This is a genomic window from Rhodopseudomonas sp. BAL398, from assembly GCF_033001325.1.
Classification (GTDB): Bacteria; Pseudomonadota; Alphaproteobacteria; order Rhizobiales; family Xanthobacteraceae; genus JARJEH01.
In genome coordinates this window covers 55,563-79,535 of the sequence record NZ_CP133114.1, presented here as the reverse complement: position 1 = coordinate 79,535, position 23,973 = coordinate 55,563, and the positions used below count along the sequence as shown (strand labels likewise).

Sequence of the window (23,973 nt, the reverse complement as noted above, 5' to 3'; positions counted from 1 at the left end):
GAAAATTTGGATACCGAGCGTATATGACGGCTCTAGCAGCAAATGATGCCAGCCACCGAACCGGCAAGAAAGTCCGCTCTCTAACGCGGCTTGTGGAGTCGGATGCCGATCTTCTTAGCGCCCAGCTCAAGGAGTTGCGGCTCCGCGCGTTTCCACCGTCGTCTCTGAAAGAGCTCCGCAAATTCACCTCCGGCGAAGCAGCAAAGCTGATCGGCGTTACCGACGCCTATATTCGCCATCTCTCACTTGCCGGCGACGCCCCTGAGGCAGAAAAGACGGCTCGTGGGCGCCGCCTATTTTCATTGGAGCAAGTGCACGAAATCCGACGCACGCTTGCGAAGACCAAACAGAGCTACGCCCCGAACCGTCGCGAGGGTGAGCATCTCCAGGTCATCGCTGTCACGAATTTCAAGGGCGGCTCTGGCAAAACCACGACCGCCGCTCACGTGGCGCAACACTTCGCGATGAGGGGCTATCGCACTCTGGCGATTGATCTTGATCCTCAAGCATCGCTCTCTGCCTTATTCGGCCTCCAGCCAGAATTTGATCTCCAAGAAAACGAAACGCTGTATGGCGCAATCCGCTACGATGACGCTCGCCGACCGTTGTCCGAGATTATCCGGAAAACCTATTTCTCGGGCCTCGATATCGTTCCGGGCAATCTCGAGCTCCAGGAGTTCGAGCACGATACGCCAAAAGTCCTGGCCGAACGCAACCGCGGCTCCGAGCGCATGTTTTTCTCGCGCATCGCAAGTGCACTCGCGTCAGTTGAAGACAACTATGACGTCGTCATTCTCGACTGCCCGCCATCTCTAGGTTTTCTCACGCTCTCCGCGCTATGTGCCGCTCGCAGTGTTTTGGTGACGATCCATCCTCAGATGCTCGACGTCGCGTCGATGTCGCAGTTCTTGCACATGACTGCGAGTCTTCTCGATGTGGTCGAGCAAGCCGGCGGCGACGCCGATTACGATTTCTTTCGTTACGTGATTACGCGTTTTGAGCCCACCGATGGTCCCCAGGGCCAAATCGTTGGGCTCATGCGCAGCCTGTTCGGCGAGCGTGTCCTTACGACCGCAATTTTGAAGTCAACGGCTATCTCAGACGCGGGGTTGACCAAACAAACGCTGTACGAAGTCGGCCGCGAGAATTTCGTTCGAAGCACCTACGACCGCGCTCTTGAATCCCTCGATGGCGCGCATGCCGAGATCGAGAATCTTGTCAAAGAGGCATGGGGGAGGGCGGTGTGAACAAGCGACGTGACGCGCTCAAAGCCATGATGGCCCCAATCACCGCGCAGCCATCATCCGATGACCGGCAAACTCGCACCCCGGTCAAATCGGGATCGCTTAAGGCTATGGGACTCTCTCTGCAGAGCCTATCGCAGGATGCCGACGAAGCGAGAGCCCTACGTGAGCAACTCGCTGGTGGAGATCACGTGGTGGAGCTCGATCCCGCGCTGATCGATCCATCCTTTATTCGCGACCGGTTGGACGATGCGAAGGCTGCGGAGTTTGAGGCCTTTCAGGCCAGCATTGCTGAACATGGGCAACAAGTCCCGATTCTGGTGAGACCGAGCCCTCAAACGGAGGGTCGATATCAAGTTGCGTATGGGCATCGGCGACTAGAAGCGCTGCAGCGCCTTGGCCGACCAGTTAAGGCCATTGTCAAACACCTGAGCGACGAGCAACTCGTGGTGGCCCAGGGCCGAGAGAATCTCGAAAGGCGCGATCTCTCTTTCATCGAGCGCGCGCTCTTCGCAGCGCGGCTTGAGGATCACGGGTTCGCTCGGTCAGCGTTGACGGCGGCCTTGGCGGTCCACAAGGGCAATCTGTCGACCATGATCACGGTCGCGCGCAGCGTCCCAGAAGAGCTCATCGTCGCCATCGGTCCGGCCCCAAAGGTTGGCCGGCCTCGGTGGGAACAGTTGGCAGAACTTCTCCCAAAGACCGGCGACAGATGGCGCCAAGCGATCGTGTCACCTGGCTTCGATGCTCTTGAAAGCGACTCGCGCTTCGCCCGGGCCCTCAAGGCACTGTCACCTCGTCAGGCCAAAAAGACCAAACAGGTCATCAAGTCAGATACTGGCGCCCCCCTCGTGCAGATCGTGCAGGGAAAAGATCGCCTTCAATTCACGATCGAAGAGAAATCAGCGCCCGCTTTCGGATCTTACCTGATTGAACAGCTACCCGAAATCTACGCGGCGTTTCGACGCCGCGCCGATGTGTAAGCCGCGTTCCCGCAATACGAAGAAGGATTCATAGCGGCAAAAGAAAAGGCCCCCAAACGTTTCCGTCCGGAAGCCCTCTCTCGTCTGTTTGGCGACTGACAGAGAATCACTTCCGCGAATCGCAGTCAAGTGTCTCGTGAGAGACGGCGTCGTTTTGGCGAGCCGATTTCCTTTGCCCTGAAGAGGCAAAGACATGCAGTCACACGCTCCAACGACGCCCTTTGGGCGGCGATCACTGACGCTTGCCCACGTGGCAAGCCAAATGGTGGCCACCACGCGGCCACCCGAGAAGGTCGTACACAAATGGAAGATCTTTCACGCCATCTGCACGGCGCGGCCGCGGCTGGGTGTGTCCGAGCGTTCGCTCTCGGTTTTGAACGCGCTTCTCACCTTCCATCCTGAGACCGCGCTCACGGGAGAGGACGATCTGATCGTCTTCCCGTCGAATTATCAGTTGTCGCTGCGGGCGCATGGGATGCCGGCATCGACATTGCGGCGTCACCTTGCTGTACTCGTCGATGCTGGCTTGGTCGTTCGGCGCGATAGTCCAAACGGCAAGCGCTATGCTCGCAAGGGCAGCGCCGGCGAGATCGAGCTGGCCTTCGGCTTCGATATCTCGCCACTGGTTGTCCGATCGGAGGAATTCGAGAGCCTGGCGGCGGACATTGAGGCAGAAGCGCGGGCGCTAAAGCTCGTCCGTGAGCGGATCACGCTGTGCCGGCGCGATATAGGCAAGATGATCGCAACCGGTATCGAGGAAGGCGTCCCGACCCGTAGGGGAGGGCAGGGGCCGGCCGATTGGCAGGAGGTCCACGCCGCCTTCCGCTCGATCATCGACCAGATTCCGCGCACGGCAACGCGGCAAGAACTCGAGCCGATCGCCGAAGAGCTGTCACAGCTTGCCGATGATGTGCTCAATCTTCTGGAAACACATATCAAAACCAAGAATCCTAGCGCCAATGAGTCCCATTCTGAGCGCCACATACAGAATTCAAATACAGACCCCCTTATTGATCTTGAACCTAGCCTTCGAGAAGGCAGGGCGGCGAGGGCTGAGCCAACACCCCAAGCACCGAGGGTGGCGGAAGGGACCTATCCGTTGGGAATGGTGCTGAGCGCCTGCCCCGATATTGTCGATTACGCCAAGGGCGGGATTTCGAACTGGCGGGATTTCCTCGCCACCGCCGCCGTGGTTCGATCGATGCTCGGAATTAGTCCGAGTGCCTGGGAGGAGGCGCAAACGATCCTCGGTGAGACGCCGGCTGCGATTGTTGTCGCGTGCATTCTGCAGCGTGGCACGGCGATCAGGTCCGCCGGCGGTTACCTGCGCGGTTTGACTCGAAAAGCGGAGGCCGGAGAGTTCTCGCTCGGCCCGATTTTGATGTCGCAGATCAATTCGCACCTCAACGAAAAGCGGCGGGCGTGACGTAATGGTCGACCTCATCTTCACCTCCTCGCTTTGCCTGGCATTCTTGAGCTTTAGCCATGGACGCACTTGGCTGCGAGCAGGTGATCGAGCGCCCCGGGGGTCGCGGAAAACTGAAACTGCGCGGCCGTTCCGCAGTGCTCGGTCTCTCCGCGCGGGCCGCACGCATCCTGGGAATCGCCAAGACGATCGTACTCGTCAGGACAGGTCGGCGCTTCCGAAATGTCGTCCGTCGGCAAATGTGCGAAACGCCGCAACGATCACATGGCCGTCCCTTTTGATCCGTCCGCCGAAGATCCGGGCGCTGGCGACGATCGCAGATCTTTCCCCTGTTCGGGCTGTCGCTCCCGGTTGCATGGCTGGATTCCTATGGCCGTCGACGGCACGTCGGCCCCTGGAGCCAAGAATTTTCCCCTGCCGGTTTCCCCCGCAAGCGGGGACCCCGACCAGCATTCCTCGCGCATGCGCCTGCAGCGCCAAAATTCGTGGCTCCGGCCGGGGCGCAGCGCTGCGCTTGCCCTCCGCTCGCCTCTGGCGGCTCCGGCTCTGTTTCGTCTTCCCGGCCATGAACGGATCGCCATCGCAACGGGGCACAGCCCCACAAGATGGAGAAAGATAATGCGCAATATCGCCGAATTCACTCTCATCGGTCGGGTCGGAACCATCAAGCAGGTCGGCAAGACTGTTCGCGTCAGCATCTGCGCCAACTACCCGTTCAAGGACGACAAAGGTCAGTGGAAGGACGACGCGCACTGGAACGAGGTCACAATCTTCACAAAGGCGATCCAGTCTTACGTGAACGAGCACATCAGCAAGGGAGACTTGGTCCACGTCCGCGGGCGACTTCGGCAGAACAGCTTTGAGCGCGACGGCCAGCGGGTTTACACCGTCGATCTCATCGGTCTGGAGTTGGGCCGGCTGGCGCAAGCCAGCGAGCGCGTCGCCGCATAGCGGATCGGCGGGGAGGTTTTGGCCTCCCCGCCGCTTTCCGCCTTCCGGTTGTGCTAATTTCAGTATGGCAATTTGCGTGATCGCGTCTGACGCGCAAGGCTACGCTCGGCTTGATTTTTCTTTTCGATTGCGGAAACCAACTCATCGTAATCGATACCGCTTTTATTCAGCGCACGACGGGCATCGGTATCGTTGAAGCCAAGCAATTCGAATACACTCATATTGAGGCTCGATGCGATGCGTTCGATGGTTCGGAGCGTCGGATTTCCTCTACCACGCACCATCGTGTAGTAGGTGCCGCGCGCAAGGCCTAGCTTTCGCTGGAAGCGTTCCGTCCCACCGTTCTCGATTTCGAGTTGCTGGAGCCGGGCTGCAAGCATTTCACTCAGAACAGAATGATCGGTCGCCTGGGGTTTGCGGACTGGTGACATGGTAGGTTGGCTTTCGGGTCCACCGGGAGAAACGCCGGGGAACATACACCAAGCCCGAGGTCCAGTATATTGGACGTTGGAGAATTTTACAGGCAAATCTTTGAAACGACTCATCTTGCCGCCCGAGTATCCCTGATGTCCGCGCGGCGTCCGGCCGTGGGGCTAACCTGCCGGTGAAGCAATCTCAGCGGGTCGATACCCGCCCGCTCGGCTATGAGCTCGATGTAATCGAGGCTGGGATTGGCTGCCGATGTCATCAAGTGGAAATAACTCGATCGCGGAATGCCAAGCCGCTCCGCGAATTCCCGCCGGCTCAGCCCCGATTCCAGCCTGAGCGCTTCCAATCCTGCGTGGAACGCACTCCGCAAGGTGCTGCCTTGCGCTGCGTGAGCTGCCTTTCGGCGGCAACACTTCTCACCCATCGCTGATTCCTCGCAGTTCCAAACGCAAACGGTTCCGCCGCTCCGCCGGTCAAGCCTCCATGTTGGACGGCCGGTCAACATTCAATATAATAGACGGATTCGATTCAACCAAGAGAGGTGCGTTCGGACAAAGAAAAACCCGGCAGAGCCGGGTCTCTCATGAGGATGAACGGGCTGGCGACGCCAATCGCCAACAATGCCCCTATCGCATAGAGGCATTTTAGCCCGCGCCATCCGACAGTTCAAGGGGACTCGCGTTTTTACGCCACGGTCTTTGTTTGCCCGCGCTCTCGCTAACGAGAGGACGCGAATGGAGATGCTTGACCAAAATCCGATTACGCCGTTTGGGCGGCGACCGCTGTCGCTCAGTACCGTCGAGGCGCAACGCGGCGTGAGAGAATTCCCCGAGGGCAAGCCCGCGCACAAATGGCAGGTGTTCCGAAACATCTGTGAGGCGCGGGCATCGCTCGCCATCTCCGATCGCGCGCTTATGGTTTTGAACGCACTGCTCTCGTTTCATCCCGACACAGTATTGACTGCCGGCGCGACCGATCTGGTCGTGTTTCCCTCAAATCGGCTTCTTGCCTTGCGCGCGCATGGGATGGCAGCCTCGACCTTGCGCCGCCATCTTGCGGCGCTTGTCGATCACGGACTCGTTCTCCGAAGGGATAGTCCGAATGGCAAACGCTACGCACGCAAGACGCCTTCCGGCGATATCGAACAGGCGTTTGGCTTCGATCTCGGACCGATCGTGGCCCGATCCGACGAATTCGCTGCCGCGGCCGAAGCCGCCATCGCCAAGCGCCAGGCGCTCGGCATTCTTCGCGAACGGATGACCTTGGCGCGGCGTGACATCGCCAAGATGATTGCGACTGGTGTGGAGCAGGGTGTCGCCGCCGATTGGGCCTCCTATCATCGGACGTTCCGAGAGATCCTGACCCGGCTTCCTCGCGTCCCGAAATGTGAGATTCTTGAGCCCATCGTTGTCGAACTAGTGAGCTTGGCAAAAGCGATCGTCAAAGCTCTCGAACAACACCTTGATCCGATCGAGCCCGTCCCGCCAATTTCATCGGCCGATCGGACTCAGAACTCAGGCCCGGAGGAGCCTAGTTCATCCGAACCTGACCCGGCACCGGGCGCCCATGAGATGGCTGACCCCAGCAACGCTCGAACGGCCAGCGCAATCCCTATTCGCATGGTGGTCGAACTCTGTCCCGACATCGTCGACTATGCGCGCAGTGGCATCCGCACGCCGCAGGATCTCATTACGACCGCATCCACCGTTCGTTCCATGCTCGGCATTAGTCCAAGCGCCTGGGAGGAAGCCCGCATCGCAATGGGCGATGGACAAGCCAGTGTAGTGCTCTCGGCCATTCTGCAACGGGGCAACGCCATCAAGAATCCAGGAGGCTATCTCCGAATCCTGGCCCGGCGCGCCGCAGCGGGCAAATTCTCAGTCTGGCCGATGCTGATGGCGCTTCGGCGGCAAGGGCAAGCTGCCCGTGACAGAGACCCACCCTCATCTTCCTTCCCGGACGACTTTTCGTAAAGGTGATCCTGCTTGTGTCGCTTCCCTCATTTGGTGCGTCGCGTGGCCGCGAACATGCGGCCTCAGCGCGGACATCTCTGTCAGGTTTCGTGCGACGGCGGCAGCCGGCCGATCCGTTTGAGGTGGTCGTAAACTATGCGGTCGATGATTCGAAGCGGCTGTGTTCGCTCCTCGGCGGCCATTTGACGGACCACAAGGTCGATCGCATCGGGGAAGCGCAACGCGTAAGGCCGAGATGAGGATCGTTCGCCGTAGACATCGAATGGATTTCGATCGCGGGCTTTCTGAGGGCGTGATGGCTTGCGGGTCGACGCGCTTTCCGTCGAGGTCGGATGTGCTGCTGGCGCAGCGACCTGATCTTCATAGGCGGGTGTTACCACGACCGGCTTTGCCGCGGGGGTATCGATCGGCGCCGTGTTCACGCGATGAGCGCGGAAGGCGTCGCGGGGCAGGGCGGGGCGATCCGGTTTCTGTGCAGAGTCGGGATCCGTCATGCGGCGTCGCCCTGGTCGGCACCTTGGCTTGCAGCGAGCAATTCGCGGACGACCTGATCGGCGTTGTAACGGGCCTTGCGGACCGATTCGTCCTTGTCGCTCATCTGGTACAACGTGCCGTGTCCGCTTGTCATGGTGCGATAGGTGACGCGCCGGTACAGCGCGTTGGCGCAAACGGGAACTTTTTCTGCATCGAGATAGGCGACGACCTCCTTCAGGGGCCGGGTGTTGCGGTCGAGGCTGTCGTATTCGTTGAACAGAACACGATGCTGGCTCATCGGCAGCTTTGAGCTGGCAGCATGCTGTTCGAGATTGCGGATGGTGCGCACGACCTGGGAAGCGTCGAAGGTGTGAACCTTGCAAGGAAGGACAACGAGGTCGGCGCGGAGCGCCGACTGGATCAAGACATCGCCATAATAGCCGGGGGTGTCGACGACGACGACGTCATAGCCGTCCAGCCGATCGATCGCCTGGGCGAGAGCCTTTTCATCAGGCGCGCGCACGAGGTCGACGCCCTGCGGGCTCAAGCCCCGCGCGACCGATGACGCATGCCATTGGTAAGAGGATCCCTGCGGATCGGCATCGACAATGGCGACCGAGTAACCGTGCTTGGCGAACTCGCCGGCGAGGATGATCGCGACGGTCGTCTTGCCGCTTCCGCCTTTCGGGTTTGCCACGGCGAAGATGCTCGGCACTTGGTCCTCCTTAGGCGGTGAGCTCCGTCGGCGGAATGACAACATACAACATAATGAACTTGCGGCAATCACGCAATATCTCTTTTCGGTAGATCGTGATTGCGGTTTTGTCGCAATGCACTGGTTCGTTAATCGGTGATTTTGCGAATGCGGTGATGCCGCGTTGCCGGGATGTCGGATGAGGTTGTTACGGTGTTGAGGCATTCCCGTTCTCCGGCGTTACCGTCTTGCCGAATTGCGGTCTTGCCGCAATCAGGAGCTTGTGGATGGCACTGCGCGCCAGAAGGTTGGAGAGTTCATTCGGACAGCTTTTTTGGACGCAAGCGCCTTCATGCGCTGAGTGTCTAACATTCAGTGTATTAGATATTGGTTGACAAGATACCGGTTTGTGGGCCAAACCGGGGACGGCTGCTGGGCGCAGCCGAGGGCGCTAGCGCGCGACGCCGGTGTTCCGACGGAACGCTCGGCGTATTCGGCTCCGGTCTGGCGACCGCCGAGCCGTCAACCGGGAAGGGGAGGGAGCGGCGATGGCTCGCTCCGTGAGAGCTCCGCGACGCAAGCCGAGGCTTCGGACCGAGTTGTCCGAGGCCGATGAGCAGCGTCTGCAGGAGGCCGTCGCATTGTTCGGCTTGCCGAAAGCCGAGGTGGTGCGTCGGCTGATCCGGGCCTCCGTCCAAGCCGGTCCCGCTTTGTCGGCCGAAAACACCCGCGCAGTCGTGGAACTGGCGAGCCAGGTGCGCATGGTCGGCCGCAACCTTGCGCAGGTTCTCAAGGCGATTCATCGCGGCCACGCGGTGCGCATCGAAGACACCGAGCCGGTGTGGCGAGGCCTGCACGACGTTATCGCCTCTATTAATGACGAACTGACCGAAATGACCGTGGCCTATGGCTCGAAGCTGCGTCGGGAGGCCCGGCTCGCGCTGCCGGCGGAGATCTCGGACGAGGAACTGGCATGAGCCGCACGGCACAGATCGTCTGGTGGCTTGAGCAGGTCGAGGCCGCGCGTCGGGCGGTGGCGGAGGCGCGGACAGAACGTCGGCAGCCGCGCCGGCCCGGCCTGTTGGATGAGGACGTCCGCGCCCGTCGAGCACGCGTGGCGCCGCTTCCCAAGACGCCGCCGGCTCAAGAGATCATTCGCGGCGCGACAATCACGGGCGAGCGGGACGAGGAGCGGGCGCGTTCGATCCCGGCCGCGACCGGAGGTGGCGGCGTAGGTCCTGGGGCTTCGCCTTCGCGTGGCGCGTCGAGCCCGATCTCCGGAGGATTCAGCGCCGGCTCTGGCGGAGCCGGAATGAACTCGGCCGGGGGCGGACCGCTTGGCCGGGCCCGGCAACTTGCTGCCGGCTACCAGCCTGCCGTCATCAAGGTGGTGTCCTACGCGCGCGGCGTCACACGCGCCACGGCGACCGGCCAATATGTCCAGCGCGAAGACGTCCCCCTCGAGACCCATGACGGGCGATTGTTGACGGATCGGGAAGCTGTGGCTGACGAGATCAAGGCTTGGTCGACGGATTTTTCCAAGCGCGCGGAAAGTCAGGACGTCGGCGCGTTTCGTCTGAAGCTTGAAGGTGTCCCAGATACTGCGGAAGGCCGAGCGGCCTACGAGAAGGCCGTCGCGGCCGCCTTCTCGGGACATCGCCACGCTGCTCGCCTCGACGTCGATGATAAGGGGCAGCTCGAGGCGCACGTTGTCGCGGCCATGGCCGGGAGCGGCAAGGAGCGGTTCCGCATTCGAGAGGCTCAGGCCGCCAATCAGGAATACGACGCCAGACCACGCCGTCTCGATTCCGTTTCGGATGCGGCGGTTCGTGCCAGGATCGCAGCGGCCACAGGCATTGATGCGGAGACTGTGGCTATTCGGCCGGGGGCGACGAGCCATGGCCGCGATGGCGTCACCTACAGGCTCAACAAGCTGATCGAGAAGGGAGCCGCCATCGACGACGGCGGCAAGAGCCTGTCCAACGTCTCGGATGCGCGAATTGCCGCCCGCGAATGGGGGCCGTCGCTTCGGTCGCAATCCGCGCGCGATACGATGCATCTGATCATTTCGGCGAAGGCCGGAACCGATGTGGCGGCATTGACCAATGCGGCGCGCGCCTTCCTGCATGACCGCTTTGCCGATCATAAATTCATGTTTGGCGTTCACACGGACAAGGAATCGGCCGGGCACATCCACGCTCACGCCGTCATCGCCGTGAAGAACGAATCCGGTCAGAAGATCCATCCCAACCGGGACACCTTTGCGGAGTGGCGCGAGGCCTACGCGCAGCATGCCCAGGCGCAAGGTTTGAAGATCGTCGCCACCTCGGCGAAAGAGAGAGCTTCATCGCAAAGCCATGGCCCGAAGGACAAAGCGATCGTCGAGGCGGCCGATCGACCGCGTCCCGCGCGCGAAGCCCGAGATCGCGCCTATGCCGCCGATCCCGCCAATCAACGTCTCATCGACAATGCCCGGCAGCGGATCCAGAAGGCGAAAACGAACCCTATCCGTCTGCCGATGTCGGCGCCCGACCGCAAAGTCGTGAACGAGAGCATCGTCGCCTGGAAGGCTGTTGCTGGAGAGCAGCCGTCAAACAGGATGGCAAAGGATATGCTCGAACGGCTGTTGATGGCGCAGACCGTTGGGGCCATCCTTCATACAATCGGCAAGCGCGTAGAGTTTTTGACAAAGGAGGGCGAGATGCCAGTTACATCGCAGCAAATGGTCCAGGATCTCCGTCTCATGAACGACGCGGTTTCCCGCACCAGCGACCTCCTAGATGGCGAGACCAAGCAGCAATTCCGGGAGACATCGGGGCGTTATCTCGAAACGCTCGCCAATCGGATTGATCTACAACGAATGCAGGAAACAGGCGTACAGCAGCTTAGTCGGGCCGACGTCGAGGCCGTCGTTGGCGTCAATGCCGATCGCCTTATCGAACGTGCGCAGGAGGTGCGGATCAAGGAAGAGCGTGAGGCGACATCCGTTGAACGTCTCGCGAACCGCGCAATCGACGCCGAGCGGCGGCAGGAGGCTAGCGGGGGCATTGATCCTGCTTCGCAGAGGGAGTTGCAGTCGGAAAGGGCCATCGTCAGCGGCTCACAACAATCGGCGGCGCGCGAAGCTCGCGAGGCAGCCGCGGCGGTCGAGGCAGCGCGGGCGATCGCGGAATACCCAGCCCAGTCGTTACCAGCATCCTTGATCCAGACTGACGCTTTGGCGAAGCTTCGCGCCGAACAGGAACAAATCGTGCGTGAGCTTGAGACGGAACGCACTATGGCGGAGACCATTAAGGCTCAACGGATGAAATAGTCGACTGAGATTAGCTCATGGCTTGGTGCGAATAGCTTTTGCGATTGCGTGTGCTTTGTTAACGGCGCCAAGCTTCTCACGGGCGGCAAGGATATGCTTCAATACCGTAGAGCGGGAGATTCCAAGAATTACGGAAATCTCCCAATCGGTCTTTCCTTCGCCTGCCCAGAGTAAGCAATCGTACTCTCGTGCCGTGAGCTGGTGGCGCTGGCGCCGCCGCGATTCCGCATGATGGAGACAGCTACCAACGGCGTAGCTTGCCGCAAAAATTTAGCGCGGACAGATCCGCCGCGCTGCAATGGATGCTGGAACCTCCGAACGAAACTGCCGTGAGAGCTCCGTCGATCATCGAAATAGGAATCACGTGACCGTGTCGCAAGCCAAACTCCGAGGCCTCTCCTTGAATCAGTGCAACGTCGCCAGCGCTAGAGCATGATCTATCACTCCAGCTGAACGGCATCTTATCGTAGCGGAGGCGATGAACGACTGGATCGCGAAATGCATAACCTTTGCGGTTATACCTATTGGCCCATTCGTTCGGGAAATGCCGAAATAAAATTCGTGAACAAACTTCGGCCTGCGGCATCCGTTTAATCGGAACGACGCCGCCGAATACTGCCGTAAAGCCAAAGTTTGCTGCTAATTCCAAAAGACAACGTTCGATGGCGTCCGGCGTCGGCACGCGTTCCACGGCTTCAATAAAACGCCAGGTATGATCAAACCGTTCTTTCAATCGTCACCGCCATCGACGCGGCTCGTTGCCGCAATATTGCACCGGGTGTTCTGATATCGCTGTGCCAACATTCGATCGACTGTTGAGCGTTAAGAGCCGCCAGTGGTGAAAATATTTTGAGCGTTCGGTCATCGCAGAATGACTGAACCGAGTTGCGCTAGGCTGAGTGCTAGACGTGGCGCTACGCCGAAGGCGATCGTACCTGCCGTGCACAGGCCGACCGCCCAGGCATAGCCGAGCCCGAGCGCGACCGCCTCCCTTCGTTCCGGCTCACGGAAGTACATTTCGGCGATGATCACGGCGTAATAATAGAGTGCCACCGCCATGTTGATGGCTGCGATGATTGCGAGCCAGACGAAGCCTCCATCGATCGCGGCCATCAGGAGGAATACCTTGCCGGCGAAGCCGGCGAGCGGCGGAATGCCGGCAAGCGACAGCAGCGCGAGCGTAAACGCTGCCGCCGGCCACGGCGCGCGGCGGCCGAGGCCGCGGACAGCGTCGAACCCGTCGTTTCCGAGCATGCGCTCGACTTGGGCCAGGACCGTGAAGGCGGCGAGGTTCATGCAGAGATAGGCGACGAGATAGTAGCCGACGGCCGGCAGCGCGTCGGGTGTACGATCGGCCACAGCGACGGCCATAAGCATGTAACCGGCTTGGGCGATGCTCGAATAGGCAAGAAGCCGTTTGAGACTCGTCTGGCGCAGCGCAATCAGGTTGCCGAACGTCATCGTTGCGACGGCGACGATTGCAAGTACAACCGGCCACGCGATGAGACCATGTGGCAGCGCCTCGAGGAGAAGACGCAGAAGACCTGCGAAAGCGGCGACCTTGGGAACAACCGAGACGAAGCCTGACGTTGGCGCCGTCGCGCCCTGAAACACGTCGGGTGCCCACACGTGGAATGGCACCAGCGTCATCTCGAAGCCATAGCCGACAAGGACGAGGCCGAAGGCCAGCGCCACCCAAGCGGCGTCAGCTCCCACGAGTCCAGCTCCAATGATGCGCAAGTTGAGGCTGCCGGTCAGGCCAAACAGGAATGTTAGGCCGTAGGCCATAACGGCGAGCGCGGCGGCGCCGTAGAGGAAATATTTGAGCGTTGCCTCCTGAGCTGACTTATCGCTGCGCACGAGCAGGACGAGGAGATAAGAGGGAAAGCTCACCATCTGCAGGAACAGGACGATGAGGCCGAGATCGGTGGCTGCGGCAAGCCCCATGCCGCCAACGGTCGCCATCAGAAGCGCGACGGGCGCCTGCGCCTCCTGCTCAGTTCCGTGGAAATGGGCGGCGAGCGCGAGCAGGCTGACGATGGCGCCAGCCTCGATGACGAGCTGGTAAAAGGCGCGGAACGGATCGACCGCATAGGTGCCGCAGAATGCTTCCCGCGGTGCTGCCATCAGCATCGGGGCAGTCAGAGCCAAAGCGGCGAGGAGGCCGACCAACGCTAAGGCCGCCGGCAGACTGCGCCAGCGGCCACGGGCCCAACCGGCAATTGGCACCAATGCCAGAGCGAGACCGGCGAGAATCATCTCGGGCACGACGGCCCACAGATCCATGCAGTTTTCCATGGAGCTGACGCCGGGCATCAGAAGTGCGCCAGGATGCGTGCGTTGCCATCTAATGCGGCGATCAGAATCATTGGCAGGATGCCGATCAGAACTGAAAGCGTTGCAAGTGCAGCGGCCGACCAGGCCTCGCGGGCGGAAAGAGGCGACAACGGCTTTGCGTCCTGCGGTGCGCTTCCCATCAGGGTGCCTGCCATCAAGCGCAGGTAAACGGCGGTCGCGAGAACGAGGCCGAGCACGGTGATCGCGGCAATCCAAACGGAGAGCTGAAGGGCGGCGCCGATCACCTGGAATTCGGCGATGAAACCGGAGAGACCCGGAAGGCCAAGAGAGCCAAAGGCGAGTAACCCGAAGAGGCCGCTAAAAGTCGGCATCCGCCCGATCAGTCCGCCGAAATGGTCGATCTCTCGCGTCCCGGCACGATGCTGAAGCATGCCGACCATCAGAAACATGCCACCGGTCAGAAGACCGTGGCTGACCATTTGAAAGGTGGCGCCGTTGATCGCCAGCTGGCGCGCTTGCGCACTGCCGATCACTCCCGCAACGGCCACGCCGAGCGTGACATAGGCCATGTGATTAATCGACGTGTAGGCGACGAGGCGCTTCATATCACTCTGTGCGAGAGCTGCGAGCGCTCCATAGAGAAGAGAAACCAACGCGAGGCCGATCAGCAGCCAACTGAACCGAGCGACCGTCTCCGGCAGCGTTGGAAGCAGGATGGCGACGAGGCCGTAACCGCCCATTTTGAGCTGCAGGCCGGCGAGCACGACGCTGCCCTCGGTCGGAGCCTCGACATGAGCGTCAGGCAGCCAGTTGTGCAGCGGTACGATCGGCAGCTTGACGCCGAAGCCGATCAAGAGGGCGAAGAAGACGAGAGCCGAGGCCAGTGGAGCTTGCGCCAACGGCTTCGCCGCGATGATAGCCGGAAGCGAGAAGCTGTGGGGCTCCATGGCAAGATAGAGCGCGAGAAAGCCGAGCAGCATGGCGAGGCTGCCGGCGCGCGTATAGAGAAAGAACTTTAGCGCGGCGTAGCGCCGTCTCTCGCCGCCCCAGATGCCGACGATGAAATACATCGGCACCAAGCCAATTTCGAAGAACAGGTAGAAGAGCAGCAAATCCTGCGCCGCAAAGAGACCGATCAAGCCGCTGCCAAGCAGCAGGAAAAGAAAGGCATGCGCGTGCGCTCGATCGCGTTCGCCGAGTACGTAGACCATGACAACGGTAAGGAGCACGGCGGTGAGGAGGATGAGCGTCAACGAGATTCCACCAACGGCAACATCGTAGCTTGCTCCAATCGTCGGGATCCACTGCGCCGTCATGCGCCATTGCAGGCTTCCGCCACTTGGCTCGAAGCCGGCCCACAGAACCATTGCGGCAATCAGTGTCAGCATAGCGCCGAACAGCGCGATCCAGCGTACGAGATCGGGACGGCTGCGTGGTAAAACGAGCACCAAGAGTCCGGTCAGCAGCGGCAGGAAGATGGTGATCGTCAGCATCGGATCTGATCCGTTCATAGCCAGAGCATGAGACCGCCAACGACGAGTGCTGCTGCGGCCCAGATGAAAAGCGCGAGTGTGTAGAAATAGAGCTGACCGGCCTGGAGCGTACGGAGCCGTTCGCCGCCGGCGGCGATGTCGATCGCGAGCGCATCGCCGCCGCGACCGAAGCCCAAAGCTTCAACGCGTTCAGTGTCTCGGGCGAGACGCCAGGTGCCGCGCGCGGTTTGTTCGGCTGCGGCGTCGAGCCCACGTTCGATCGATTGCGACGTGCGGGCCATCGCGCCAACACCCATCGCGATGGTTCGTGCCATTCTGTCGAACGCGGCCTCGACCGGATCAACAAGTCCGGCGAGACGCATCGTCCAGATCGCCGGCGCGTCGGTGGCCACCATCAATCCCTTTCCAAGCTTGGCCGGAAGCAGGCCCAGAGCCGGCGCCGACCCGCGCGAGGCGCCGAAGCCGAGCCCAACGACGGCTGCTGCGACGGCGAAAACCCGCCAGGTGATTGCCGGCTCGGGCTCGCCTGAGAAGGAGAGGATGCCCGCGAGCCGGCCAGCAAGGAGCCAGCCGAGAGCAGCCGCGGCGAACGCGAGCAGACCCGTCCCCGCGTGAATCGGCCATCCCGTCTTGCTCATGTCCGTGCGTCGGCACTCGCCAAAGAAGGTCGCGCCTCCCGCACGGCCGATATAGATGCCGGCAAGGAAAACGAGGATCACGATTAAAAGCGCTGCGCCGGTGCCCTGCCGCGTGGCGGCGGCCAGGATCGCCTCTTCGCTCCAGAAACCCGAGAGGGGCGGTATGCCGGCCAGCGCCAGTGCCGCGATGACGAAGACCCCGCCGGTGAAGGGCATGACGCGGATAAGACCGCCGAGCCGGTCAAGAGCGCGTGTGCCCGTCTCCTCTTGGACCACGCCGGCAGCGAGGAACAACGTCGACTTAAAGGCTGCGTGCGCCGCGAGGTGGAAGGAGGCCGCGAGCGGGCCGCCGAGGCCGAGTGCAATCATCATCTCGCCAAGCTGCGACGCGGTGGACCATGCGAGCACGCGTTTTAGGTCCATTTCGGCGGTGGCGATCAGGCCGGCGACCAGCGCGGTCGCGGCGCCGATCCAGAATAGAGCGGCAAGGGCCGCCGGGGCTGCCTCGAACAGGGGATAGAGCCTAAGGACCAGGAACACGCCGGCTGCAACCATAGTGGCCGAGTGCAGCAGCGCGGAGACGGGCGTCGGCCCAATCATGGCGTCCGGCAACCAGCCGGTGAGGGGAAGCTGCGCGCTCTTGCCGACGGCGCCTGCGAGCACAAGGAACGTCATTGCGGTGAGAGCGCCGGAGCCGATCTGCCCGCCACCGACGGCGCCGACAAGAACGCCAATCCCGGTCGTGCCGGTCACGCTTAACGCGAGAAGCCAGCCAAGCAGAAAGCCGACGTCGCCGATCCTAGTCATGAGAAAGGCTTTGGTGGCAGCGTATGGCGCGCCGGCCTCGGCGTAGTTGAAACCAATTAGAAGGTAAGAGGCGAGCCCAACGAACTCCCAGGCCGCGAAGAGCAGGACGAGCGAGCTCGACAGCACCAGCACCAGCATGGCGCCGACGAACAGGCCAAGTTCGGCGAAGAAGCGCGGCCGATCCGGCTTTTTCGCCATGTAACCGAGGCTATAGATGCCGACGCCAAATGCGACGCATGCGACGATCATCGCGACGAACCAAGTAAGTCGGGTGACTTCTAGCCCAACGGTCAGTTGGAAGCCGCCACTCTCGAACCACGTTGCGGATGGATTGACACCCTCTGGGACGAGCAGCAGATCAATCACCGCAAGAGCGATGGCGCCAACGAGAAGTTCGCCGCCGCCCCAGGGCAGGCGCCGGCCCACACAGAGCGCAGCCAACGCCGCAAGCAGCGGCAAGATCGGAATGGCAAGAAGCTCGATCACCACTTCAACTCGGCGTAGGCATCGACCTCGACTGTTTGCCGTTGTCTGTACAGCAGCATCACGATGGCGAGCCCGATCGCCATTTCGACGGCACCAATCGTGATGATCAGAATGGCGAAGATCTGTGCGGAATAGTCAGCCGGTGCGGTGAAGCGCCAGAAGGCGATAATGTTGAGCCCGATCGCGTTGAGCAGCACCTCAATTCCCATCAGGATCATTACTGCCGCGCGTTGCGCGATGACCGTGTAGACGCCGATCGCGAACAGGATCGCGCCGACCACGAGATAAGCGGTGAGCGGGACCATCATGCGCAATGCTCCTTGGGACGTTGCTGCCGCGCCTGGTGCTCATCGGACCGTTCTGATCGCGTAAGCGGTGGCAGTCCATCGTGTGCAATCGGCTCCGGCTTTTCGTCGACCGCGACCTTGGCCGAACGCGAAGAGTCGTCGGGGTAGGTGGAAGGACGCGCCAGGAGCACCGCACCAAAAATGCCGATCAGGATGAGAAAGCCGGCGCCCTCAAAGGCGACCATGTACTTTTCCATGAGGAGTTGGCCGATGCGGCGTGCCGAATCCGGGTCCGGCAGCGCGTCGACCACGCGCCAGGCTGGACGCAGCAGAAGCATGCCAACGAGTACGATTCCGACTGCGACGGCGAGCCAGGCGGCGACAGGTCGAACCGGTGTGACCATCGACATGTCCATCTCACCCATCTCCGTGCTGCTGTGGTTGCCGTTACCATGATGCATCGCGTGACCTTCGTGGCCAGTATCGTCCCCATGCTGCATCGATGGATGATCGGGCGCCGCATGTGCACCGTGCGGCATGCTGTGGCCCTCGTGGCCGCCTCCGCTGGCATGCTCGGCAGCATCGTTTTCCTGGTTATCGGAGTCGTGACCTTCTTTATGGTCGCCGTGCATATGACCGTCGTGCGGGTGCCCGCGCGGCACCAGGCCTTTGCTGAACCAGCGCTCGATCAACGCCATGTCCATGCCGGCCATCATCGCTCCGCCCGGGTCATGCATGACCAGGACCATGAACAGGATCATGACGAGGAAGCCGCCGATATACATCATGATCTGCAGTATCCCGATCAGGTCGGCGGCGAGCAGGATGAACAGGCCTGCAACGCCGATAAACGAGGCCATCAGGAAGATGCCCGAGCGGAACATGCTCATCGTTGTCGTCATGCCAAGCGCACCCGCGATTGCGATGAACGCGCAGACGGCGAAAGTGACGATCTCGAGCATCGCGGTCATGGTCCGATCCCAAGTAGAATCAAGCCGCCGACCAGGAGAACATTGACGAGGCCGAGCGGAATCAGAAACTTCCAGGAAAGGGCTAGCATCTGTGCCGTCGAGAGCGGCCGGACGCAGCGGCCAAGCCCGAGCATCAGGGCCATCAGGGCGTAGGTCTTGACGAGCATCCAGAGCCAGCCGGGCAAGACCGGACCGCTGGGGCCGCCGAGGTAAAGCACGGCGCCAATCGCCGCGACGAGGAAGAACACCCCGGAGAGCGCAACGCGCCAGAGAAGCGCCGACCAGCCGCCGGATACACCGAGCACGCCGCCGCCGATCGAACCGGCAAAGGGTTCAAGAAAAGGCGCTCGATAGGACTGCATCAGTCCTGTAACGAGATAGAGCACGAAGCCGATCGGCTGCAGGACCACGAACCACAAGGCGCTTTGCGCATTGACGACGGAAATTGTTGATAGCGATCGCGCCATCATGATCACACCGACATAGGCAAGGCCCAGCGGCACCACGTAAGCGACAAGCTGGGCGATGATGCGATAGCAGGCTTCGACCGTGTCGGGCGTGTCCGCGCCCCAACCAGCGAGGGCCAAGCCCAACACGACAAAATCAATGACGACGATTACGTAGAAGAGGCCGATGCCCAGATCGCGCCCGATCAGACCTGGGCCGAACGGCACGACCACCACCGCGAGCGCGACGCCTGCAACGGCTACGACCGGTCCGGCCGGCAGCAGCCAGCGGTCGCTATTCGCGATATGAAGATTACGGTTGAATTCGACGTCATGCGCGGGTCCAGGCTCACGGCCGTGTTGTACGAACAGGCGCTCGAGCCCGTAGGTCAACGCCGCGCCAGCGAGGAGTGCGGCCAACACCGCCGTGCCTGTTACGATCACTCCCATTTGAGCCCGCCCATGCCCCAAGCATAAGCGATGCCCGCCCCGAGGAGCACAATGAAAACGAGCATGTCGAGGAAGGCGCTGATGCCAATATCGGCGAAGACCACCGCCCACGGATACATGAAGATCATCTCCATATCGAAGGCGAGAAAGATCAGCGCGTAAATGCCGTAGCCGAAACGGAACTGCGCCCAGACCGGCGAAATGTCGATCTGTCGCTGGGGCGCGCGCAAAAAACGACCGGCCGCTAGCAGCGCGAGGCCACATGTCATGACCAAAACAAGGGCCACAAAGCCGTAGTCGGTGACGACCGGCGAGACGCTAATTTTCGGCGAACTATCCATCATAGCAAAAGCCAAATTTTGCAGGATCGCACAACGTCAGCTCCCCTGATGACTCGCATAAGCGATAAATATCGGCATAAGCCGAGATTGTAACGCGATAGTTTGCCGCCGACCGCCTCATTCGCAGACTGGTTTGCTTACTGCTTTGGTGGTAGATCGGGCGCGTTCTGCGCAACGGGGTTTTTCTCAAGGTCGACGATCAGTTGATCCATCTCTCCAATTTCGCGGACCTGTGACTCGATAATTTCATCAGCCAGCTTTCTGACGCGTGGATCTCGTATGTGGGCTCGCTCGCTTGTCATTATCGCGATCGAGTGATGAGGTATCATCGCTTTCATATAATCGATGTCATAAACGGTCGTTTGGCTCCGGACGAGCCATAGGGAAAGCCCGAACACGATTGCGGCGCAAACTACTATTACTGCATTCGTTGTTTTGTTTTCATACATGCGGAGCATGAATAAGAGCATGATGATGGCCATTACGGCCCCCATCAGCAGCGCCATCCAAAGTCGTGTCTGACTGTATCGAATGTGATCAAGCGCAAATGTGTTCAGGTACATCAATCCGTACATGATCACCGTTGAGGTGGCGATCATGGCCGCAAAACGTCCGTACATTTTCATAGCTGCTTTTCCTCGTTGCTTGCTCGCCGGCCACCCCTGGAGTTCTCCTCAGATTGAGATGCTCTTGTGAGCCAAGTACAAAGGCCCAGCATCGCAGCGACAAGCTAGCCAGTCGAGCGAACGCCTATGGCCGTTTCTCCGTGTGGATTAATCACCAACCACCTTAATTCGGTGGCAGTATCGTGGTTCCAAGAAATGAGAAGCATCAGCAACTTATAACGTATCGAAAAATTCATCTCGCGTCCCGCGCGGTCCGTTCGCGGGCGAAATCACCTGACGCTAAATTAGCCCGATCGCTTGCGCCATAGTGGCAGTCGAATCGGGGCCGTCTTTTCGGTCGCACTCCGAGCGCAACAATGCACCTGATCATTTCGGCGAAGGCCGCAACTTCAGGTCGCCGCATTAAAAAATGCGGCGACCTTCTGTCGCAATTGAGAGATATTCGGGATTGGCCTGAGACCTTTCGCAGAAGCCCAGTGCTTGAAGAATCTCAGCCTCGGCGAGAGAGCGGGCCGCGTCACAAAGCTATAGTTCGAAAAACCAGACGATCGTCGGTGCCGCTTTCCTACCGTTAGCGGTGAAAGCCTAACCCAAAATCTTTAGACGCATGGCGATTGCGATCGCATGTGTCTTGTTGACAGCATCAAGTTTCTCGCGAGCGGAAGCGATGTGTTTCGCTACCGTCGGTCGAGAAATGCCGAGAATGACGGAGATTTCCCAATCGGTTTTTCCCTCCCCGGCCCAGAGAAGGCAGTCAAATTCACGAGGTGAGAGCTTATTGCTGCGCGTTGATCTCGGACGGCGCAAACACAACCAATGCCCGATGGCAAAATTTGCAAGAAACGTAAGGGCCGATCGGTCGTTACTGCTGAGGTCGTCCTTTGCTCCTCCGAATGACAACGCCGCTGACCGCTGGTCAAGCGTCGTGACCGGGATCACGAAGCCTTCGACTAACCCAAAGTCGGCAGCTTCCCCTCCGATTATCCGCGCGTTATCTGGTTCCGAGCAGGACTTGTAACTTTCAGCCCAGGAAAAGGCATTCCGATCTTTCTGAAGGCGCGCTACGATCGGGTCGCGCGGAAGATAATTTTGAACGACGTATCTCGTCGCCCAGCCTTTTGGGAAATGTTGCACCATAGAACGGGTTTGAATTTCAATCTTGGAATTGTGCATTTCAGTCGGGGGTACGATTCCACCAAATACTGAAGCAAACCCGTAACTTTTAGCGATGCTAATTAGACAATCTTGAAGAGCGCTTTGATCAGCCGCCTGTTCTATTAGCGAGATAACCTCCCAAGTGCTCCAAAACAGGTCTGTCATTCTCAGGCCACCATGATTGATCGTATGCTAGGTAGATCCGCGTTGCAAAAAGCGGATGAGAGATCGTCCGCGACGCGCGAGATTTAGAGGTGCAGAAGTGGCTCGGTACATAGCGGTCGAACAGCGTCATTATCAAACGAAGAAAAATATTGCTGAAGTTCAGCGAAAGTAGAGCGTGATATTTTTCGTCTGTCGTCAGCTATGGAAGCTGGTTCTCGTGTGCGGCGCCTATAGGGTCGGGGTTTAGCGATGCGCGTTCTGCTTTTGGAAGACGATGCGATGATCGGCGAGGGCCTGTCCCGGACGCTTGCCGGGGAGGGCATGTCGGTGGATTGGGTGCGCGCCGGCGGAGAGGCTGAGGCGGCGCTCGCCGATGGCGGACATGGGATCGTGCTGCTCGACCTCGGGCTGCCTGGCGCTGAAGGTCTCGATCTTTTGAAGGCGGCGCGGAGCCGGGGGTTCGATACGCCCGTCCTCATCATTACAGCGCGCGACGGGCTCGACCATCGGGTGGCCGGACTCGATCTCGGCGCGGACGACTATCTCGTCAAACCGTTCGAGACGCGGGAGTTACTCGCCAGAATGCGCGCGGTCCTCCGCCGCCGGGCGTGCAGGTCAACATCCCATTTGGTGGCGGGTGCGGTTGAGCTCAATACCGAGACCCATGAGTTGTCGCATGCCGACATCGTGCATGTGTTGCCTGCGCGCGAGTACGCTTTGATGCACGCCTTGATGGAACGCCCGGGTCGTATTCTTTCCCGCGCACAGGTGGAGGAGCGCATCTACGGCTGGGGAGAAGAGGTGGAAAGCAATGCGGTTGATGCCCTGATCTACTCCATTCGACGCAAATTCGGGAAGGACATCATCTTCAACGTGAGGGGTACGGGCTGGATGGTACAAAAATCATGACGACGGTCTCGCTCCGGCGAGCAACCCTTATCTCGATGACCGTTCTTCTGACCTTGGTCGGCGCCGCCGCGATGTTGCTCGCCTACAAGCTTGCGCGTGACGAAGCCGCTGATTTTCTTGACGGACAGTTACGCCAGGTTGCACTTAACGCCGGCTTGGGTCTTCCCGATGCTGACGCGCCGCCGGCCAGCGATCAGGATCCGGAAGATCAGATTGCGGTAACGATCTGGAAGCGCGGCGTCGTTGCCCACACTACGCTTCGCGGCGTCGACATCGCGCGGCCGAGCAAGCCCGGCTTTGAAGATATCGTCGTCGCCGGCGAGCCCTGGCGGGTCTATTCGACGGACAACGATACCTGGACCGTGCAGGTCGCGCAGCGCGACAAGGTTCGTCAGGAATTTGCCCGAAGCGCCGCCGTGGGAGCCGCGGCGCCCATCCTGATCGTCATACCGCTGTCCTGGCTCGTCGTCGGCTGGGCGCTGAACCGGATGCTTGGACGGCTGGACGCTCTGGCGCGGGATCTTGCGAATCGAAGTGCGGTGGCAGCCGCAGCCATTCCCCTCGCCGGAATTCCGATCGAAGTGGCGCCTTTGGTCGAAAGCATGAACGGCCTGATCGTGCGCCTGCGCGCCGCCGTGGAAGCGCAGAAGCGGTTTCTCTCCGACGCGGCGCATGAACTGCGGACGCCGCTCGCTGCGATGCAAATCCAGGTGGATAACCTCAAGATCAACAGTTCCAGCTCGGTCGGAGCGGAATTCGAGGCTGGCAAGGCGGCACTTGCGCAGGGCGTGAAGCGCGCGAGCGCCCTTGTCGGTCAACTGCTGCGGCTGGCGCGCCTCGACGAGCCCGTAGCACCCCTCAGCGAAACGGTTGAGGTGGGTCCGCTGCTGCTCGACTGCGTCGGCGATCATGTCGTGCTGGCCGAACACAAGGGCATCGATCTCGGGGCCCGGATGGAGACGTCCGCGACGCTGCATGGTTCGGTCGAGGAATTGCGCGTTCTGTTCGCAAATCTGATCGATAACGCCGTGCGGTACACGCCCTCCGGCGGGCAGGTCGACGTTTCCCTGACTCTGCGCGACGGGCGACGCGTTGTCGAGGTTCTGGATACGGGTCCTGGTTTGCCGCCAGGCGCCGTTTCCCGCATCTTCGATCGGTTCTATCGCGCGTCGCCGCCGGACGTCGAGGGAACCGGTCTGGGGCTGGCGATCGCGCGGCGAATTGCCGAGCGCAATGGTCTTGTCCTGACCGTCGAGAACCGCCCCGACGGGGCAGCCGGCGTTCTCGCGCGCGTCACATTACTGGCATAGCGCACTTTTCTCTTCTCGCCGCACCCAGGCTCATTCTGTCCTCAGTCTCCGGGGCCATGGTCACCTCATCGGAGCGGGCCGTCGCCGACGCGTCGCGCATCCGT

Annotated in this window: 24 protein-coding genes; 9 read left to right on the top strand and 15 right to left on the bottom strand. The window is 60.7% G+C overall.

Annotated elements, in window-relative coordinates; genetic code table 11:
- The first annotated feature begins 23 nt into the window (after window positions 1-23).
- The 4 genes from repA to RBJ75_RS28805 all read left to right on the top strand — a co-directional run bounded on the left by repA (window position 24) and on the right by RBJ75_RS28805 (window position 4,604).
- A complete protein-coding gene (repA, locus tag RBJ75_RS28820; protein WP_024584969.1) occupies window positions 24-1,247 on the top strand; it encodes a plasmid partitioning protein RepA in 1,224 nt (407 codons plus the stop codon).
- The gene (repB, locus tag RBJ75_RS28815) at window positions 1,244-2,227 is read left to right on the top strand and encodes a plasmid partitioning protein RepB (protein WP_111772144.1); all 984 of its coding nucleotides are present in this window, start codon (window positions 1,244-1,246) and stop codon (window positions 2,225-2,227) included. Before repA ends, repB begins: the two co-directional genes overlap by 4 nt.
- Window positions 2,228-2,420: 193 nt before the next feature.
- Window positions 2,421-3,653, top strand: a complete 1,233-nt coding sequence (gene repC, locus RBJ75_RS28810; protein ID WP_044403887.1) for a plasmid replication protein RepC — start codon at window positions 2,421-2,423, stop codon at window positions 3,651-3,653.
- Window positions 3,654-4,271: 618 nt separating this feature from the next.
- Window positions 4,272-4,604, top strand: coding sequence for a single-stranded DNA-binding protein (locus RBJ75_RS28805; RefSeq protein ID WP_002719020.1), 333 nt, complete (start codon window positions 4,272-4,274; stop codon window positions 4,602-4,604).
- A 59-nt stretch (window positions 4,605-4,663) separates the two neighbouring features.
- On the opposite strand, the gene RBJ75_RS28800 is transcribed toward RBJ75_RS28805, so the two are convergent.
- Both RBJ75_RS28800 and RBJ75_RS28795 read right to left on the bottom strand, forming a co-directional pair.
- On the bottom strand, window positions 4,664-5,149 hold the full coding sequence (locus tag RBJ75_RS28800; RefSeq protein WP_002719021.1) for a helix-turn-helix domain-containing protein: 486 nt from the start codon (window positions 5,147-5,149) through the stop codon (window positions 4,664-4,666).
- Window positions 5,146-5,457: a helix-turn-helix domain-containing protein gene (locus RBJ75_RS28795; protein ID WP_002719022.1), complete on the bottom strand. Its 312-nt coding sequence runs from the start codon at window positions 5,455-5,457 to the stop codon at window positions 5,146-5,148. The genes RBJ75_RS28800 and RBJ75_RS28795 overlap by 4 nt, the downstream gene beginning before the upstream one ends.
- 316 nt (window positions 5,458-5,773) lie before the next feature.
- Here RBJ75_RS28795 and repC (RBJ75_RS28790) point away from each other — a divergent pair, with 316 nt between their 5' ends.
- Window positions 5,774-7,006 (top strand): plasmid replication protein RepC, encoded by a 1,233-nt coding sequence (gene repC, locus RBJ75_RS28790; RefSeq protein WP_040308457.1) that lies wholly within the window; start codon window positions 5,774-5,776, stop codon window positions 7,004-7,006.
- A gap of 80 nt (window positions 7,007-7,086) precedes the next feature.
- Here the strand turns inward: repC (RBJ75_RS28790) and RBJ75_RS28785 are convergent, their stop codons facing one another.
- Window positions 7,087-7,500, bottom strand: a complete 414-nt coding sequence (locus tag RBJ75_RS28785; protein WP_002719024.1) for a hypothetical protein — start codon at window positions 7,498-7,500, stop codon at window positions 7,087-7,089.
- Window positions 7,497-8,195 (bottom strand): ParA family protein, encoded by a 699-nt coding sequence (locus RBJ75_RS28780; RefSeq protein ID WP_002719025.1) that lies wholly within the window; start codon window positions 8,193-8,195, stop codon window positions 7,497-7,499. Before RBJ75_RS28780 ends, RBJ75_RS28785 begins: the two co-directional genes overlap by 4 nt.
- 527 nt (window positions 8,196-8,722) lie before the next feature.
- On the opposite strand from RBJ75_RS28780, the gene RBJ75_RS28775 reads away from it, so the two are divergent.
- Both RBJ75_RS28775 and RBJ75_RS28770 read left to right on the top strand, forming a co-directional pair.
- Window positions 8,723-9,151, top strand: coding sequence for a hypothetical protein (locus RBJ75_RS28775; RefSeq protein ID WP_044403916.1), 429 nt, complete (start codon window positions 8,723-8,725; stop codon window positions 9,149-9,151).
- Complete coding sequence (locus tag RBJ75_RS28770; RefSeq protein ID WP_276156487.1) at window positions 9,148-11,487, top strand: relaxase/mobilization nuclease domain-containing protein; 2,340 nt, start codon at window positions 9,148-9,150, stop codon at window positions 11,485-11,487. The genes RBJ75_RS28775 and RBJ75_RS28770 overlap by 4 nt, the downstream gene beginning before the upstream one ends.
- Before the next feature lie 15 nt (window positions 11,488-11,502).
- Here RBJ75_RS28770 and RBJ75_RS28765 read toward each other — a convergent pair whose 3' ends face one another.
- The 11 genes from RBJ75_RS28765 to RBJ75_RS28715 all read right to left on the bottom strand — a co-directional run bounded on the left by RBJ75_RS28765 (window position 11,503) and on the right by RBJ75_RS28715 (window position 21,650).
- The gene (locus RBJ75_RS28765; RefSeq protein ID WP_234707370.1) at window positions 11,503-11,757 is read right to left on the bottom strand and encodes a helix-turn-helix domain-containing protein; all 255 of its coding nucleotides are present in this window, start codon (window positions 11,755-11,757) and stop codon (window positions 11,503-11,505) included.
- The gene (locus RBJ75_RS28760) at window positions 11,729-12,220 is read right to left on the bottom strand and encodes an autoinducer binding domain-containing protein (RefSeq protein ID WP_234707361.1); all 492 of its coding nucleotides are present in this window, start codon (window positions 12,218-12,220) and stop codon (window positions 11,729-11,731) included. Before RBJ75_RS28760 ends, RBJ75_RS28765 begins: the two co-directional genes overlap by 29 nt.
- Before the next feature lie 128 nt (window positions 12,221-12,348).
- Window positions 12,349-13,773 carry an NADH-quinone oxidoreductase subunit N gene (locus RBJ75_RS28755; protein ID WP_044409072.1) on the bottom strand — a complete coding sequence of 475 codons (1,425 nt, stop codon included), beginning with the start codon at window positions 13,771-13,773 and terminating at the stop codon, window positions 12,349-12,351.
- Window positions 13,774-13,802: 29 nt separating this feature from the next.
- Complete coding sequence (locus RBJ75_RS28750; RefSeq protein ID WP_044408943.1) at window positions 13,803-15,278, bottom strand: NuoM family protein; 1,476 nt, start codon at window positions 15,276-15,278, stop codon at window positions 13,803-13,805.
- A gap of 14 nt (window positions 15,279-15,292) precedes the next feature.
- A complete protein-coding gene (locus RBJ75_RS28745; RefSeq protein ID WP_234707362.1) occupies window positions 15,293-17,212 on the bottom strand; it encodes an NADH-quinone oxidoreductase subunit L in 1,920 nt (639 codons plus the stop codon).
- Window positions 17,206-17,517, bottom strand: a complete 312-nt coding sequence (gene nuoK, locus RBJ75_RS28740; protein WP_044408947.1) for an NADH-quinone oxidoreductase subunit NuoK — start codon at window positions 17,515-17,517, stop codon at window positions 17,206-17,208. Before nuoK ends, RBJ75_RS28745 begins: the two co-directional genes overlap by 7 nt.
- The gene (locus tag RBJ75_RS28735; RefSeq protein WP_044408949.1) at window positions 17,514-18,467 is read right to left on the bottom strand and encodes an NADH-quinone oxidoreductase subunit J; all 954 of its coding nucleotides are present in this window, start codon (window positions 18,465-18,467) and stop codon (window positions 17,514-17,516) included. Before RBJ75_RS28735 ends, nuoK begins: the two co-directional genes overlap by 4 nt.
- Window positions 18,464-19,363 (bottom strand): NADH-quinone oxidoreductase subunit H, encoded by a 900-nt coding sequence (locus RBJ75_RS28730; RefSeq protein WP_044408952.1) that lies wholly within the window; start codon window positions 19,361-19,363, stop codon window positions 18,464-18,466. Before RBJ75_RS28730 ends, RBJ75_RS28735 begins: the two co-directional genes overlap by 4 nt.
- Window positions 19,354-19,707: an NADH-quinone oxidoreductase subunit A gene (locus tag RBJ75_RS28725; protein WP_234707363.1), complete on the bottom strand. Its 354-nt coding sequence runs from the start codon at window positions 19,705-19,707 to the stop codon at window positions 19,354-19,356. Before RBJ75_RS28725 ends, RBJ75_RS28730 begins: the two co-directional genes overlap by 10 nt.
- Window positions 19,708-19,841: 134 nt before the next feature.
- The gene (locus RBJ75_RS28720) at window positions 19,842-20,330 is read right to left on the bottom strand and encodes a DUF305 domain-containing protein (protein WP_201776302.1); all 489 of its coding nucleotides are present in this window, start codon (window positions 20,328-20,330) and stop codon (window positions 19,842-19,844) included.
- Window positions 20,331-20,915: 585 nt separating this feature from the next.
- Window positions 20,916-21,650 (bottom strand): helix-turn-helix transcriptional regulator, encoded by a 735-nt coding sequence (locus RBJ75_RS28715; RefSeq protein WP_080900967.1) that lies wholly within the window; start codon window positions 21,648-21,650, stop codon window positions 20,916-20,918.
- Window positions 21,651-21,899: 249 nt separating this feature from the next.
- Here RBJ75_RS28715 and RBJ75_RS28710 point away from each other — a divergent pair, with 249 nt between their 5' ends.
- Both RBJ75_RS28710 and RBJ75_RS28705 read left to right on the top strand, forming a co-directional pair.
- Window positions 21,900-22,559 carry a response regulator transcription factor gene (locus RBJ75_RS28710; RefSeq protein ID WP_044408954.1) on the top strand — a complete coding sequence of 220 codons (660 nt, stop codon included), beginning with the start codon at window positions 21,900-21,902 and terminating at the stop codon, window positions 22,557-22,559.
- Entirely contained in the window at window positions 22,556-23,869 is a 1,314-nt protein-coding gene (locus tag RBJ75_RS28705) for an ATP-binding protein (protein WP_044408957.1), read from the top strand. The genes RBJ75_RS28710 and RBJ75_RS28705 overlap by 4 nt, the downstream gene beginning before the upstream one ends.
- Window positions 23,870-23,973 lie beyond the last annotated feature (104 nt).

What these genes read in the sequence shown, in the direction of transcription:
- RBJ75_RS28725 (WP_234707363.1), bottom strand. Translation starts at nt 19,707, where the DNA reads ATGATGGATAGTTCGCCGAAAATTAGCGTCTCGCCGGTCGTCACCGAC.
- RBJ75_RS28705 (WP_044408957.1), top strand. Translation starts at nt 22,556, where the DNA reads ATGACGACGGTCTCGCTCCGGCGAGCAACCCTTATCTCGATGACCGTT.
- RBJ75_RS28795 (WP_002719022.1), bottom strand. Translation starts at nt 5,457, where the DNA reads ATGGGTGAGAAGTGTTGCCGCCGAAAGGCAGCTCACGCAGCGCAAGGC.
- repC (WP_040308457.1), top strand. Translation starts at nt 5,774, where the DNA reads ATGCTTGACCAAAATCCGATTACGCCGTTTGGGCGGCGACCGCTGTCG.
- repA (WP_024584969.1), top strand. Translation starts at nt 24, where the DNA reads ATGACGGCTCTAGCAGCAAATGATGCCAGCCACCGAACCGGCAAGAAA.
- RBJ75_RS28735 (WP_044408949.1), bottom strand. Translation starts at nt 18,467, where the DNA reads ATGACCGCGATGCTCGAGATCGTCACTTTCGCCGTCTGCGCGTTCATC.
- RBJ75_RS28805 (WP_002719020.1), top strand. Translation starts at nt 4,272, where the DNA reads ATGCGCAATATCGCCGAATTCACTCTCATCGGTCGGGTCGGAACCATC.
- nuoK (WP_044408947.1), bottom strand. Translation starts at nt 17,517, where the DNA reads ATGATGGTCCCGCTCACCGCTTATCTCGTGGTCGGCGCGATCCTGTTC.
- RBJ75_RS28755 (WP_044409072.1), bottom strand. Translation starts at nt 13,773, where the DNA reads ATGGATCTGTGGGCCGTCGTGCCCGAGATGATTCTCGCCGGTCTCGCT.
- RBJ75_RS28785 (WP_002719024.1), bottom strand. Translation starts at nt 7,500, where the DNA reads ATGACGGATCCCGACTCTGCACAGAAACCGGATCGCCCCGCCCTGCCC.
- RBJ75_RS28770 (WP_276156487.1), top strand. Translation starts at nt 9,148, where the DNA reads ATGAGCCGCACGGCACAGATCGTCTGGTGGCTTGAGCAGGTCGAGGCC.
- RBJ75_RS28730 (WP_044408952.1), bottom strand. Translation starts at nt 19,363, where the DNA reads ATGGGAGTGATCGTAACAGGCACGGCGGTGTTGGCCGCACTCCTCGCT.
- RBJ75_RS28720 (WP_201776302.1), bottom strand. Translation starts at nt 20,330, where the DNA reads ATGAAAATGTACGGACGTTTTGCGGCCATGATCGCCACCTCAACGGTG.
- RBJ75_RS28775 (WP_044403916.1), top strand. Translation starts at nt 8,723, where the DNA reads ATGGCTCGCTCCGTGAGAGCTCCGCGACGCAAGCCGAGGCTTCGGACC.
- RBJ75_RS28710 (WP_044408954.1), top strand. Translation starts at nt 21,900, where the DNA reads ATGCGCGTTCTGCTTTTGGAAGACGATGCGATGATCGGCGAGGGCCTG.
- RBJ75_RS28800 (WP_002719021.1), bottom strand. Translation starts at nt 5,149, where the DNA reads ATGAGTCGTTTCAAAGATTTGCCTGTAAAATTCTCCAACGTCCAATAT.
- repC (WP_044403887.1), top strand. Translation starts at nt 2,421, where the DNA reads ATGCAGTCACACGCTCCAACGACGCCCTTTGGGCGGCGATCACTGACG.
- RBJ75_RS28750 (WP_044408943.1), bottom strand. Translation starts at nt 15,278, where the DNA reads ATGCTGACGATCACCATCTTCCTGCCGCTGCTGACCGGACTCTTGGTG.
- RBJ75_RS28715 (WP_080900967.1), bottom strand. Translation starts at nt 21,650, where the DNA reads ATGACAGACCTGTTTTGGAGCACTTGGGAGGTTATCTCGCTAATAGAA.